The organism is Saccharopolyspora terrae, assembly GCF_004348435.1.
GTDB lineage: Bacteria > Actinomycetota > Actinomycetes > Mycobacteriales > Pseudonocardiaceae > Saccharopolyspora > Saccharopolyspora endophytica.
This window is the reverse complement of sequence record NZ_SMKS01000008.1, coordinates 37,668-51,980: the sequence shown is the minus strand read 5'-3', so window position 1 is coordinate 51,980 and position 14,313 is coordinate 37,668. Positions and strand designations below refer to the sequence as shown.

Annotated in this window: 9 protein-coding genes; 8 read left to right on the top strand and 1 reads right to left on the bottom strand. The window is 69.3% G+C overall.

Features of this window, described 5'->3' with window-relative positions:
- Position 1: 1 nt before the first annotated feature.
- The 3 genes from wzt (at position 2) to E1181_RS07710 (ending at position 5,247) form a co-directional block, all read left to right on the top strand.
- Entirely contained in the window at positions 2 to 820 is an 819-nt protein-coding gene (wzt, locus tag E1181_RS07720) for a galactan export ABC transporter ATP-binding subunit Wzt/RfbE (protein ID WP_132673270.1), read from the top strand.
- Positions 817 to 1,728: a galactofuranosyltransferase GlfT1 gene (gene glfT1, locus E1181_RS07715; protein WP_132673269.1), complete on the top strand. Its 912-nt coding sequence runs from the start codon at positions 817 to 819 to the stop codon at positions 1,726 to 1,728. Before wzt ends, glfT1 begins: the two co-directional genes overlap by 4 nt.
- A gap of 216 nt (positions 1,729 to 1,944) precedes the next feature.
- Complete coding sequence (locus E1181_RS07710; protein WP_132673268.1) at positions 1,945 to 5,247, top strand: arabinosyltransferase domain-containing protein; 3,303 nt, start codon at positions 1,945 to 1,947, stop codon at positions 5,245 to 5,247.
- A gap of 280 nt (positions 5,248 to 5,527) precedes the next feature.
- On the opposite strand, the gene E1181_RS32025 is transcribed toward E1181_RS07710, so the two are convergent.
- On the bottom strand, positions 5,528 to 5,965 hold the full coding sequence (locus E1181_RS32025; protein WP_235876593.1) for a GtrA family protein: 438 nt from the start codon (positions 5,963 to 5,965) through the stop codon (positions 5,528 to 5,530).
- 175 nt (positions 5,966 to 6,140) lie between these two features.
- Here E1181_RS32025 and E1181_RS07700 point away from each other — a divergent pair, with 175 nt between their 5' ends.
- From E1181_RS07700 to E1181_RS07680, 5 genes are all read left to right on the top strand, one after another.
- Positions 6,141 to 7,505 (top strand): FAD-binding oxidoreductase, encoded by a 1,365-nt coding sequence (locus tag E1181_RS07700; protein ID WP_132673266.1) that lies wholly within the window; start codon positions 6,141 to 6,143, stop codon positions 7,503 to 7,505.
- A gap of 8 nt (positions 7,506 to 7,513) precedes the next feature.
- Entirely contained in the window at positions 7,514 to 8,866 is a 1,353-nt protein-coding gene (locus E1181_RS07695) for an FAD-binding oxidoreductase (RefSeq protein WP_132673366.1), read from the top strand.
- Complete coding sequence (locus E1181_RS07690; RefSeq protein WP_132673265.1) at positions 8,863 to 9,624, top strand: decaprenylphospho-beta-D-erythro-pentofuranosid-2-ulose 2-reductase; 762 nt, start codon at positions 8,863 to 8,865, stop codon at positions 9,622 to 9,624. The genes E1181_RS07695 and E1181_RS07690 overlap by 4 nt, the downstream gene beginning before the upstream one ends.
- Before the next feature lie 506 nt (positions 9,625 to 10,130).
- Positions 10,131 to 10,955, top strand: coding sequence for a class I SAM-dependent methyltransferase (locus E1181_RS07685; RefSeq protein WP_132673264.1), 825 nt, complete (start codon positions 10,131 to 10,133; stop codon positions 10,953 to 10,955).
- A gap of 126 nt (positions 10,956 to 11,081) precedes the next feature.
- The gene (locus tag E1181_RS07680; RefSeq protein ID WP_132673263.1) at positions 11,082 to 14,261 is read left to right on the top strand and encodes an arabinosyltransferase domain-containing protein; all 3,180 of its coding nucleotides are present in this window, start codon (positions 11,082 to 11,084) and stop codon (positions 14,259 to 14,261) included.
- Positions 14,262 to 14,313: the final 52 nt, after the last annotated feature.

The following is a 14,313-nucleotide window of genomic DNA, read 5'->3' as shown; positions in this document are numbered from 1 at the left end:
CATGGTCAGCATCGACGTATGGAACGCGGCGGTCGACTTCCCGATCTTCGACGCGAAGTCCCGCTCGCTGAAGAAGGCCGTGCTCGGCCGAGCCGGAGGCAAGATCGGCACGGACAGCCGGGTGCCGGTCATCGAGGCGCTGCACGACATCAACATGTCGCTGCGCGAAGGTGACCGGGTCGCGCTGGTCGGCCACAACGGCGCGGGCAAGTCCACGCTGCTGCGGCTGCTGTCGGGCATCTACGAGCCCACCCGTGGCAGCTCTCGCGTGATCGGCAAGGTCGCGCCGGTGTTCGACCTCGGCGTGGGCATGGACCCGGAGATCTCCGGCTACGAGAACATCATCATCCGCGGCCTCTTCCTGGGCATGTCCCGCAGGGAGATGGAGAAGCGGATCGACGACATCGCCGAGTTCACCGAGCTCGGTGACTACCTGGCGATGCCGTTGCGCACCTACTCCACCGGCATGCGGGTCCGGCTCGCGCTGGGCGTGGTGACCTCGATCGACCCCGAGATCCTGATCCTGGACGAGGGCATCGGCGCGGTCGACGCGGAGTTCCTGGAGAAGGCGCGGGACCGCCTCAACGACCTCGTCAAGCGATCCGGCATGCTTGTCTTCGCGTCGCACTCCGACGAGTTCCTCGTCGAGCTGTGCAGCACCGCGATCTGGATGGACAAGGGCGGTATTCGCGAAGAGGGCTCGCTGCGCGAGGTCTTGACGCACTACAAGGGGTACGACCCCTTCAACAACCTGAGTGAGGAAACCCTGGCCCGGATCGGTGAATCGCGGGCCACGATCGGGAGCGAAGAAGGCCCATGAGCACCGACTCCGCACAGCAGCTGCCCGCCGGATCCGTAGTCGCGGTCATCGTCACCAGGCACCGTCGCGAGCTGCTGGCCGAGTCCCTGAAGGTCATCGCGAGTCAGACCCGGTTGCCGGACCACCTCGTCGTGGTCGACAACGGTCCCGACCAGTCGGCCTCCGACGTGGTCGACGACTGCCCGGTGCCCTCCACCTACATCGCCTCGCAGCGAAACCTCGGCGGTGCCGGCGGTTTCGCGCTGGGCATGCTGACCGCGCTGTCGCTGGGCGCGGAGTGGGTGTGGCTCGGTGACGACGACGGCCGACCGGCCGACGAGCACGCGCTGTCCACGCTGCTGGAGGTCGCCGACAAGCGGCGGCTGGCCGCCGTGTCGCCGGTGGTGGTCAACATCGACACCCCCGACACGCTCGCCTTCCCGCTGCGCCGCGGCCTGACCTGGAAGCGCAAGGTCAGCGAGCTGCCCGAGGACTTCCTGCCGGGCATCGCCTCGCTGTTCAACGGCGCGCTGTTCCGCGCCACCACGCTCGACGTCGTGGGCGTGCCGGACTACCGGCTGTTCTTCCGCGGCGACGAGGTGGAGATCCACCGCCGCCTGGTGCGCTCGGGCCTGCCGTTCGGGACCACGTTCCGCACGAAGTTCCTGCACCCGGACGGTTCGGCGGAGTTCAAGCCGATGCTGGGCGGCCGGTTCCACGCCCAGGACCCCTCGGACGCCAACAAGCGCTACTACACCTACCGCAACCGCGGTTACCTGCTCTCGCAGCCGGGGATGCGCAAGATCGGCGCCCTGGAGGTCGTCCGGTTCGGCCTGTACTTCGTGGTGCAGCGCAAGGACCCGAAGGCGTTCCGCGAGTGGCTGCGCCTGGTGATCCAGGGACGCAAGGAGCGGTTCTTCCGCCGCTGATCCGAAGCTTCGACCGAGCGGTCGCCGGAACTTCCGGCGGCCGCTCGCTTTTTACGCGGACTTCACAAGGGGCTCGATAACCGGAAGGTCACGGGACGCTTAGAGGCGCCTGAGATCGAACTGAGTTCGCAGCTCACGGCGTTACCCCTGGTGTCGATTCGCACACCGCCGGAATGCCGCGAAAGCGCCAGGACCAGCAACTACTATTCTCCCTTCGTGCTCAGTGGCCAGGAAGACAGCCGCCGAACGGACGACCCTTCGGCAGACAACGGGACCGACCGCGCTCGACCGTCGGCCAGGCGGCTGAAGCTGTTCGCCTCCGTTCTGGGCGTGCTGGGCACGGTGCTCGCCCTGGCGGTGCCGTTCCTGCCCGTCAACCACGACATCACGACCCTGAAGTGGCCGACGGCGGAAGGCACCAAGTCGGTGTCGGCGCCGCTGGTCGGCTACTCGCCGCTGTGGCTCAACGCGGAGGTGCCGTGCGCCTCGGCGCGCAGCCTCGACGCGCGCACCAACGGCGCGGCCGTGCTGCTGAGCACCAACCCGCCCTCGTCGGACTACGGCAAGCTGACCGGTCTCACGCTGCAGGTCGACAACGGCCAGCTGACGCTGCTGACCAAGGGCCAGCAGGTCGGCACCGCGGCCATGCCCGCCGGGGACTGCTCGATCTCGCTGCGCTCCGACGGCTACGGCAGCACCGCCAGCGTCGGCGACCAGTCGATCGCCAACCTGCGCGGCGACCAGCGCCCGCAGCTGACCGGCGTGTACTCCAGCATCGACCACCACTTCGACGACGTGCGCGGACTGTCGTTCGAGGCGCGGGTGGACACCCGCTACGAGAGCCAGGCCACGACGCTGAAGCTGGTCGTGATCGCGTTGACCGTGCTGGCCTTCATCGGCTCGGTCATCTGCCTGCGGCGCCTGGACGTGCGCGCGGGCCGACGTCCCCCGAAATGGCTGGCGATCGGCTGGTGGAAACCGACGTTCCGAGACGTCGCGGTGATCGGCTCGCTGCTGGTGTGGTGGGTCGTCGGCGCGATGACCTCGGACGACGGCTACATCCTCAACATCGCGCGAGCGCGCGAGAGCTTCGGCTACGTCAGCAACTACTACCGCTGGTTCGGCGTCCCGGAGGCCCCGTTCGGCTGGTTCTACGAGCTGTACTCGGTGTGGGTGCAGGTGTCCACGGCAACGCCGTGGGTGCGACTGCCCGCGCTGCTGATGGGCATCGTCAGCTGGCTGCTGATCTCCCGCGAGGTGCTGCCCAGGCTCGGCCAGCAGGTCCGGCGCTCCAACGCCGCCGGCTGGGCCGCCGCGGCCGTGTTCCTGGCGTTCTGGCTGCCCTACAACAACGGCCTGCGCCCCGAGCCCGTCGTGGTGCTGTTCTCGCTGCTGGCGCTGTGCGCCGTCGAGCGCGCCGTGGCCACCGACCGGCTGATGCCGGCCGCGCTGGGCCTGGTGGTCGCCGCGCTGTCGGTGGGCGCGAACCCGCACGGCATGGTGTCCGTGCTGCCGTTCGTCGCCGCCCTCAAGCCGCTGTTCCGGCTGGTCCGCAAGCGGGCCCTGGAGTTCGGCTGGCTGCCAGTGCTGGCGCCGATCGCCTCCTCCGGGTTCGTGATCCTGACCCTGGTGTTCGCCGACCAGACGTGGCAGTCGGTCATGGACGCCACCGACCTGCGCACCGACATCGGTCCCAGCCAGAGCTGGTACGAGGAGCTCAGCCGCTACAACCTGCTGTTCAGCCCCACGGCGGACGGCTCCATGACGCGGCGCTTCCCCGTGCTGCTGGTCATCCTGTGCCTGGCGACCTGCGCCGTGGTGCTGCTGCGCCGGGGTCGGATCCGGGGTGCGGCGCTGGGCCCGAGCCGGCGGCTGCTGGCGATCAGCGCCATGTCCTTCGGCGTGCTCGTGCTGACCCCCACCAAGTGGTCGCACCACTTCGGCATCTTCGCCGCCACCGGCGGTGCGCTGGCCGCGCTGACCGCGCTGGCCACCAGCACGACCGTGCTGCGCTCCAGGCGCAACCGGGCCGCGTTCTTCGCCGGGCTGATGGTCATCCTGGCCTTCGCCGCCACCGGCCCCAACGCGTGGTGGTACGTCTCCGGCTGGGGTGTGCCCTGGTACAACATGCCGCCGCAGATCAAGGGACGGCACCTGAGCACGATCCTGCTGATCATCGCGTTCATCTCGCTGGTCGTGGCGTTCGTCGAGCACCTGAGGATCGACGAGCACAACCCGAAGGTCGTCGACGAGCGCTTCAGCCGCGAGGAGGGGCGCAGCCGCGCGCTGCGGATGGGCACCGCTCCGCTGTCGATCCTGTGCGCCCTGCTGGTGCTGTTCGAACTGGCGAACTTCGGCAAGGTCATCCAGAAGCAATGGGGCAGTTACAGCCTCGGCGCGGACAACATCAAGCAGATCGTAGGCACCAGCTGCGGCCTGTCCGACTACATCTACGTCGAGACCAACCCGCAGTCCGGGATGCTGCGCGTGGCCGGGGAGCAGCCGGGCAAGGCTGCGCCGTCCGAGGACAAGGACATCGGCGTCCCGCCCAAGCGCCTGCAGGACAAGGAAGACGCCGACCAGTACATGCGGGCGAAGCTGTCCGGCTTCAACCAGCCCGGCCTGCCGCCGGGCGACGGAACCGACCCGCAGGAACCCAACTGGAGGCCGCCGCACCAGTTCGGCAACGACAGGGCACCGGTGTGGGGCAGCTACGACGCCGCCGCCGTCGGCACCGGCGAGCTGCGCACCCAGTGGTACGACCTGCCGGAGCGCGCGCAGCGCGGCGAGGTGCCGGTGGTGCTGTCGCTGGCCGGCGCCGAGCTGGGCGCGAACTCGGTGGCGCTGGAGTTCGGGCACGACACCCCGAACGGCTTCCTGATCACCGAGCGCAAGTACGTGGTGCAGCGGGAAGGCGGCCCGAACTGGCGGGACTTCCGCTACACCCTCGGCGGCAAGTCCGAGGGCGCCACGAAGATGCGCGTGGTCGCGGTCGACAACGCCCTCGGCCCGAACGGCTGGGTCGCGGTCAGCGCCCCGCGCGCGCCGCAGCTGGTGAACATGACCGACTTCGTCGGTGACCAGCCCGCGTTCGTGGAGTGGACGGCCGCGCTGGTGCACCCGTGCCTGCAGCTGCCGCGCGTGCACCACGGCGTCGCCGAGATCCCGAAGTTCCGGGTGGCGGCGGGTGCCGAGGTCCGCGACATCGGTCAGGGCTGGTCGTCGCCGGACTCCGGCGGCCCGTTCGGCTGGCTGAACGTGGCGACGAGCATGCGCGAGCTGCCGACGTACATGAAGAACAACATCCACCGGGACTGGGGCTCGCTGTACGCCGTGGACCCGTACGACGCGGACGCCGTGCCGGCCCAGACGGCCATGGACGTCCACACGGAGACCCACTGGGGCAACTGGACCCCGGGGCCGCTGCCGAAGACCCTGCAGCTCCCGGGCGACGTCCCCAGCTCCGACGACCGCAACGACGTCAAGGGCTTCGAGGCCCCCGAGGAATCGGACCAGTAAGCCTCACCCGAGGAGCCTCGTCCCGAGCGCCCCTCCGGTCGGCCACGGCCGGCGGGAGGGGCGCTCGCACGTGCGGGGCTTCTTCCCACATCACCACGCACTTCCCGAGCCACTCCTGCCCCGGAGGCGTTCACCCGTTGCGGGGCGGATTCGAATTTCGCGCGAAATTCGAGTGCGAAAGTTCGGGCTCGAATTTCGCGCGAAATTCGAATGGCCCCGTGACGCGAGAAGGGCGCCCGGCCGGGGTGGCTGAGCGCCCTTCGAAGTGAGGTCGCGAGTGTCAGTCGCGGAAGATGAGGAGCTTGAGCATGATGAAGTTGATCATCGTTCCGAGCCCCTGGGCGATGACCCAGAACAACGTGAACTGCCACGCCTCCTGCGCGTTGAACAGCACGCACAGCAGCTGGTTGGAGCCCATGTTCACGAAGAACGTCGTCGTGTAGAGCACGACGAAGGCACCGGCCTTCGCGGTGGTGTTGCCCTGGCCCGCGCCCTGGAAGGTGAACTTGCGGTTGATCACGTAGGACGCCGTGGTGCCCAGGATGAACGAGATGGACTTCGACAACCAGATCGGCCAGCCGAGCACGCCCAGCAGCAGCGAGTAGGTGCCGAAGTCGATGACGGCGCAGCCGCCGCCGATGATGATGAAGCGCGCCAGCTGGTTGAACACGCCCAGTTTCTTGGGCTCGGTGTTGGCTGCGGTATCGGCCACTGTCACAGGTTCACCCTTACGAAACGACGGCAGGACCAGACGCCCTTCGACCCAGCCGCTGGAGATGCCGGGACCGTGGCACACACGTCCCCCGAGAGTGTAGCGATGACGCTTCGCGATCCGCTGGGGACCGCTCGTACCCGGCGGTAGAAGAACCCGATGCGCGGATAGACTCGGCTGGGTGGGATCGGTAAAGGACGAGTTGCAGACGCTGACCGGCTGGGGGCGCACGGCGCCCACCAGGGCACACGTCGTCAGCACTCCGGACGTCGAGGCCATCGCCGACGCGGTCCGGAAGGCGGGCGAGCGGGGCGTCATCGCGCGCGGCCTGGGTCGCAGCTACGGCGACCCGTCTCAGAACGCGGGGGGCACGGTCATCGACATGACCGCCCTGGACCGCGTGCACAAGATCGATGTCGACGAGGCCGTGGTGGACGTCGACGCAGGGGTTTCGCTGGACGCCCTGATGCGCCGGCTGCTGCCGCACGGGCTGTGGATCCCGGTGCTGCCGGGCACCCGCCAGGTCACCGTCGGCGGCGCCATCGGATCCGACATCCACGGCAAGAACCACCACTCGCAGGGCAGCTTCGGCAGCCACGTGCTGTCGCTGGACCTGCTCACCGCGGACGGCCAGGTCCGCACCCTCGAGCCCGAGGGCGAGACCTCGGAGCTGTTCTGGGCGACCGTCGGGGGCATGGGCCTGACCGGCATCATCGTCAGGGCCGTGATCAAGCTCAAGCGCGTCGAGACCGCGTACTTCGTGGTCGACAACGTGCGGACGAAGAACCTGGACGAGCTGATCGAGCACTTCACCGACGGCTCCGACGCCAACTACGTGTACTCGGTGGCGTGGTTCGACTCGCTCGCCCGCGGTGACAGCCTGGGCCGCGCCCTGCTGACCCGGGGCAACTCGGCGAAGCTGGAGGACCTGCCGAAGAGGCTGCGCAAGGACCCGTTGAAGTTCAACGCGCCGCAGCTGATGACCGCCCCGGCGATCTTCCCCAACGGACTGGTCAACAAGTACACGATCACCGCGTTCAACGAGGTCTGGTACCGCAAGGCGCCGACCAAGTTCGGCGCGGTGCAGAACATCACCCAGTTCTTCCACCCGCTGGACCTGGTCGGCGAGTGGAACCGCATCTACGGCCCGAACGGCTTCCTGCAGTACCAGTTCATGGTGCCGTTCGGCCAGGAAACGATGTTCCGCCGGTCCATCGACAAGATCAGCGCCTCGGGCCACGTGTCGTTCCTGAACGTGCTCAAGACCTTCGGCCCGGGCAACGACGCCCCGATGTCCTTCCCCCGGGAAGGCTGGACGCTGACAGTCGACATCCCGATCACCCCGGGGCTGGACCGGCTCTGCCAGGAGCTTGACGAGATGGTCCTCGACGCAGGTGGCCGGTTGTACCTGGCCAAGGAGTCGCGGACCAATGCCGAGATGATCGAGAAGATGTACCCGCGCATCGACGAGTGGCGCAAGATCCGCGCTTCGGTCGATCCGCAGGGCATCTTCGTCTCCGACCTTTCGCGAAGGCTGGGCCTGTGACCGCAGCAATGGAGTACCGCACGCTGACCGGTTGGGCACGAACCGCACCGTCCCGGGTGCGCGTGCTCAGCACGACCGACGTCGACGCCATCGCCGAGGCGGTGCGCACCGCCGACGAGCGGGGCGTCATCGCCCGCGGCTTGGGCCGCAGCTACGGCGACGTCGCGCAGAACGCCGGTGGCGTGGTCGTCGACATGACCGCGCTGAACCGCGTTCACGACATCAACCCGGACACCGCCATCGTCGACGTCGACGCGGGCGTGAGCCTGGAAGAGCTGATGAAGGCCGCGCTGCCCTACGGCCTGTGGGTCCCGGTGCTGCCGGGCACCCGGCAGGTCACGGTGGGGGGCGCGATCGCCAACGACATCCACGGCAAGAACCACCACAGCGCCGGCAGCTTCGGCAACCACGTGGTGGCGATGGACCTGCTCACCGCCGACGGCGAGATCCGCACCATCACGCCGAACGGCCCGGACGCCGACCTGTTCTGGGCGACGGTGGCGGGCATCGGCTTGACCGGCATCATCCTGCGCGCCTCGATCCGGATGACCCGGACCGAGACCGCGTACTTCATCGCCGACGCCGACCGGACCGCGAACCTCGACGAGACGATCGAGCTGTTCAACGACGGCTCGGACGACAAGTACACCTACTCGTCGGCGTGGTTCGACTCGATGTCCACCGGCTCGAAGCTCGGTCGCGGCGCGTTCGGCCGCGGCTCGCTGGCCACGCTCGACCAGCTGCCGCCCAAGCTGCGGGCCGACCCGCTGAAGTTCGACGCGCCGCAGCTGCTGACGCTGCCGGACGTCTTCCCGCCGCGGCTGGCCAACAAGCTGACCTTCGGCACCATCGGCGAGCTGTACTACTGGAAGACGCCCAAGCGCGGCCGCGACCTGATCCAAAACCTGACCGCCTTCTACCACCCGCTGGACCTGATCGGCGAGTGGAGCCGGGCCTACGGTTCGCAGGGCTTCCTGCAGTACCAGTTCTCGCTGCCCTACGGCAAGGACGAGGACCTCAAGCGGATCATCCGCAAGGTCGCCCAGTCCGGCAACGTGTCGTTCCTCAACGTCATCAAGAAGATGGGCGAGGGCAACCGGTCCCCGCTGTCCTACCCGCACCCCGGCTGGCTGGTGTGCCTGGACTTCCCGATCGTCGACGGTCTGGGCAGGTTCTGCACCGAGCTGGACGAGGACGTGCTCTCCCTCGGCGGCCGGCTGTACACCGCCAAGGACTCGCGGACGTCCGCGGAGACCTTCCACCAGATGTACCCGCGGGTGGACGAGTTCAAGAAGATCCGCCAGACCATTGACCCCGAAGGCAAATTCGCCTCAGACATGAGCCGGAGGCTTGAGCTGTGATCGACGCTGTTGGCAACCCCCAATCCCTGCTGGTGCTCGGCGGCACCTCGGACATCGCGCTGACCACCGCGAAGCAGTACGCGCAGACACGCGCGCTGCGCATCGTGCTGGCCGACCGCCCCGAGGAGTCCGAGCGCCTCGAAGCCGCTGCCGAGGAGCTGCGCAAGACCGGCAGCACGGTGTCGATCCTGCACTTCGACGCCCGCAAGCCGGAGACGCACGCCGAGGTCATCGACAAGGCGTTCGCCGACGGCGACGTCGACGTCACGCTGATCGCCTTCGGCATCCAGGGCGACAACGAGAAGGGCTGGACGGACTTCGAGGCCGCCCGCGCCGTCGCCGACATCAACTACGTCGCCCCGGTGGGCCTGGGCGTGCTGCTGGCCAACAAGCTCAAGAAGCAGGGCCACGGCAGCATCGCGGTGATGGCCTCCCCGGCCGGTGAGCGCGCTCGCCGCTCGAACTTCGTCTACGGCTCCTCCAAGGGCGGCCTGGACATCTTCTACACGGGTCTCACCTACGCGCTGGAGGAGCACGGTGTGAAGGTCACCGTGATCCGCCCGAACTTCGTGCACACGAAGCTCACCGCGGGCATGAAGCCGCCGCCCATGTCGCAGACCCCGGACCAGGTCGCCGCGGCGATCATCGACGGCGTCCGCAAGGGCAAGGAAGAGGTCTACGCGCCCGGCCAGATGCGCTGGGTCATGTTCGTGCTCAAGCACGTCCCCCGCTTCATCTTCAAGAAGCTGCCGTTCTGATCGGACGCTTCGGCCGATCGGGGCCGTCGGGTGAATCCCGGCGGCCCCTTTCGCTTTTCCCGGGTTGACCGCGGATCCGGACAGGTCCAGAATTCGATCTCGACTGCCCGGTTTGTCCAGACCGCTGGAGCGGGATTCTCGATCGGGACAAATTTTGCCGCGAACGGGCAACGTTTCGCCCTCTCGCAGCGATCTGTACCTGTGCGGGCGTCGCGACGCCCGCCGAGCTTCCAGACGCGCGGCGCGCATCGGGAAGCGCGGATGCCCGGAGAAGTGGGGTTCACCAGGCATCCGCGTCCGTGGGTCCTCCGCCTGCCCTCATTACCCGGGGGACCCACGGAACGTCCGCGAGCGGACTTCCATCGGACGCCCGGGGCGGTTCTGGGGTTTCTCCACGCGCGCGGAATCGAAGGCACGGAGACGTTTTTCGCCCGTTCGGACTATCAAGGAAGAACTTCTCAGGACTGCGTGTGAACGGCTGGACGCCCCCAGTAGCCTGATCATTCGTGGACGACTTCGAGACGGCCATCGCCGAGTACTACCGGCTCGGTCCGGAGCGGGATCGCCTCAGCACCTGGGGGTACCTGGAGGCGCTGCGCACCGCCGAACTGCTGGGTCGACACCTGCCGCCCGCACCGGGCATCGTCTACGACATCGGCGGCGCCGAAGGCGCCTACGCCCTGCCGCTGGCCCGCGACGGCTACGAGGTGCACCTGGTCGACGCCTGGGCTCCGCACGTGGCGGCCGCCGCCGAAGCCTCCGCCGCCCAGCCCGCCGCACCGCTGGCCGGGTGCACCGTCGGCGACGCGCGGGACCTCCCCTTCGACGACAGCACGGCCGACGCGGTGCTGCTGCTCGGCCCCCTCTACCACCTGCTGGAACGCGCCGACCGGTTGCGCGCGCTGCGCGAAGCGCACCGGGTGCTCAAGCCGGGAGGCGTGCTGTTCGCGGCGGCTGTGTCGCGCTACGCCTCGACCTTCGACGGCGTGGCGATGGGCGACATCGTCAACCCCGACTTCCAAGAGCTCGTCCAGGGCGCGCTGCGCGACGGCCTGCACCGCAACACCAAGCCCGACGAGTTCCCGCAGTGGTTCACCCTCACCTACTTCCACCGGCCCGCCGACCTGCGCGACGAGGTCTCCGACGCGGGTTTCCGGGCGATCGAGCTGGTGGCAGTGGAGAGCGTGGCGGCGTGGGCCGCCGACTCCCGCCGGCTGAGCGAACCGGAGTACCGGGACGCGACGCTGAGAGCGATCCGCCGGGTCGAGTCGGCGCCCGAGCTGCTGGGAGCCAGTCCGCATCTCATGGCGGTCGCACGCAGGTCCCACTGACGTCTCTTCGACGGGATGTTCGGCGTGTCGGGCAACCCGGAGCGCGGTGGCTGTCGTGAAACTGCATGAGGCTCACCGCGATTCCCTCGCCGGCATCGGCACGACCACCCCGGGAGAACGAGAAGGGTGAAGTACCTGACGAGCACGGCACCGGTCGAACCGCCCGCCGAACCACGGGTCGACGACGACGTCCCCCGGCGTTCGCACCTGGGCGCGTGGCTGGCGCACGTGATCGCGCTGTGCCTGGGAGTCGCGGGGTTGTGCTGCGCGATCGCGCTTCCGCTGGCGCCGGTGCTGCTCGACCGCACCGAGGTGCGCTGGCCCGCGGCGACGGACGAGAACCCCACGACGACCGCGTTCCTCACGCCCTACCGGCCCGCAGAGTTCCACGCGACCGTGCCCTGCGCGACGATGCGCGCCGCGTTGGAGGGCGACGAGCCGACGACGGTGCTCAGCACCCTGCCGCCGGGCAGCGACCGCGAAGGGCTCGTGCTGTCCACCGAGGACGGACGCACCCGGCTGCTGCTCGGCGAACGCGAGGTGGAACTGCCCGCCGGGACCTGCGGTCTGGCGGTGCGCGGTGACGGAGCGGGATCGGTCGTCGAACCCGCCGGACGTGCTCCGATCACGCTTGCCGGGGTTCCCGCGCCCGAGGTGTTCACCTTCGCGACCTCGCTGGAACCAGACCAGCTGCACGGGCTTTCGGTCACCGCGCGCACCTACTCGTGGGCCGACACCTCCCCCACCGAGACCAAGCGGAGCCTGATCGAGTCGGCGCTGCTGCTCGGGCTGTGCTCGCTGCTGCTGCTGTTCGCCCACGCCCCACCCGCGCTGCGCGGCTTCCGCCCGAACCCGCTGCTGTGGCCGGTGGACGCCGGGGTCGCCGCGGTGATCTGGGCGTGGCTGTTCGTCGGGCCGCTCACCGACGACGACGGCTTCGCGATGATGACCGTCCGCAACTACGCCGAGACCGGCGACGTCGGCAACTACTACCGCTGGTTCAACGCCTCCGAGGCGCCTTTCACGCTGGTGCAGCACTTCATGCGCTGGTGGTCGGCCGACGGCCTGGAGCCGTTCTGGTTACGGATGCCCAGCGCCGCAGCCGGTCTCCTGACCTGGCTGGTGGTCAGCCGCGGCATCGTCGCTCCGATCTGCCGGGGCCGCAGGAGATTCGCGCCGCACCTGGTGACAGCGGTGTTCTTCCTCGCCTGCTGGCTGCCCTACGGTCTGGGCATCCGCCCGGAACCGTTCCTGGCGCTGGGCACCTCGATCCTGGTCGCCGCCCTGCTGCGGGCCTCGCGCAGCAGCGCGCCGTTCGGCTGGCTCGGCGTGGCCGCGCTGGTGTGCGGGTTGACGGTGTCGATCACCCCGACCGGGGTCAGCGCGGTGCTGATGGTGCTGGTCTTCGCGCCGCGCATCTGGTCGCTCCTGGTGCGTCCCGGAGCGCTGCCGCGCTGGGCGCTGGTGCCGGTCCGCGTCGTGCTGCTGGCGAGCCTCGGCTCGGTCGGTCTGGTGGCGATGTTCGCCGACACGTCCTGGAACGGGGTGCTCCACGCGACCGAGGTGCACGACGAGTTCGGGCCGAGCCTGGGCTGGTACCAGGAGATCGACCGCTACGCGAAGCTGCTCGGCACCAGCACGTGGGGCGTCGCAGGCAAGCGGCTGGTCGTGTTCCTGGTGATCACGGCCGTGCTGATCGCCGCGGCCTGCGCGATGCGACGGCTGCACCGCACCACGGCCGTGCCCGACCTGCCGGTGCTGCTGGGTTCGGTGACCGCGGTGCTGGCCGCGCTGTGGCTGACGCCGTCGAAGTGGACGCACCACTTCGGTGCGCTGATCGGCGTCGGTCCGGCGCTGGTGGCCGTGACCGTCGTGCTGCTGGTTCGGGTCGGCGCGCTGGCCGACGGGCACCGGGAAGCCCGGCTGCTGGGCGTTTTCGGAACCCTGGCGGCATCGGTGGCGGCGGGCCTGGCGTTCATGGGCCCGAACGCCTGGCCGTGGCAGTCGAACCTGGCGATGCCGTGGGCCGACACCCCGGTCCGGCCGGACGTGCCGCTGGACAGCCCGGTGCTGTGGATGCTCGTCGGACTCGTCACCGGGCTGCTGACGCTCGTCGGGTTGCTGATCCGGATGCGGCTGCGCTCCCGCGCCCTCGGCGGTCTGATGTGGACGGTCGCCCCCGCCTCGGTGCTCACCGGGTCCGCGCTGGCGATGGCTTTGGTGCTGCTGGGCTCGTTCCTGTCGGTCCCGGAGACCATGGGCGACCGCTTCTCGGTGGCCCGGATGAACCGGCTCAGCCACGAGGCGTCCAGCTGCGGCCTGGAGGACGAGGTGCAGGCGATGCCCGTCGCCGAGTCCCTCGCCCCGCTCGACCCCGACGACACCGGCGAGCTGGACGGCTTCACCGCGAGCGGAGCGCCGCCGGAGGAGCCGGACCTGCGCCTGGAGAACCCTGGTGAGCCGCTGCGGCTCCCCGAGCCCGCCGACCCCGACGATCCGCGCGCCGACGAACCCACCGGCCGCCAGGCCAGCGACTTCGCCTGGACCAGCCAGGACGGCGGCCCGCAGAACACCGGCACGCTGATCACCCCGTGGTTCGGCCTGCCGCAGGTGAACGCGCAGCAGGTCCTGTCGATGTGGGTGTCCGGCCGTCCCGAGCAGGGCAACTCGCTGACCCTGGAGTTCGCCGCCGGGGACCGCCCGCTGGGACGCGAGGTGCTCCACGACCCGCCGCCGGTCGACCTGCCGTTCGAGGACCCGCGGCACGGCCGCGACCACGACTGGCGGGACTTCACCGCGTGGCGCTCGATGACCGTCGAGCCCGGTGACATCCCGGCGGGCGCGGACCGGGTCCGCGTGCTGGCCACCGACCGCAGCACCGACCGGCAGGGCTGGTTGAGCATCAGCGGCCCGGTGGTGCGCGACGTCGTCGGACTGCGGCAGGCCCTGGAGGCGCAGGAACCGCTGCTGATCGACTGGCCGATGAGCTTCGTGTTCCCCTGCCGGACCGACTACCCGAAGGTCGGCCGCGGTGTCGCGGCGAGCCCCCGGATGCTGATCACGCCCCCGGAGGGCGAGGGCTCGATGGCCTACGACCCGAACCTCGGCGGCGTGTTCGCCGGGGTGCCGATGCTCTCGCAACGCATGGAGCTGCCCACCCGGTTGCGCGGGACTCCGGGCTACGTCTGGGGCCATCTGCTCGTGGTCCGCTACGAACGCGAACGCGATGCCTACACCACGACTCGCCAGCGAGAACGCGTCCGCGGAACCGACGGCGACGGGTCCTACCCCTTCGAGCAGGAGTGATCGTTTGTGCGAGTCACCGACGGATGCCCGAAACTGATGCTCCCGGGATCGA

Bases quoted from the DNA above. Each gene is read 5' to 3' on its own strand.
- wzt (WP_132673270.1), top strand. From the start codon at position 2: ATGGTCAGCATCGACGTATGGAACGCGGCGGTCGACTTCCCGATCTTC.
- glfT1 (WP_132673269.1), top strand. From the start codon at position 817: ATGAGCACCGACTCCGCACAGCAGCTGCCCGCCGGATCCGTAGTCGCG.
- E1181_RS07695 (WP_132673366.1), top strand. From the start codon at position 7,514: ATGGAGTACCGCACGCTGACCGGTTGGGCACGAACCGCACCGTCCCGG.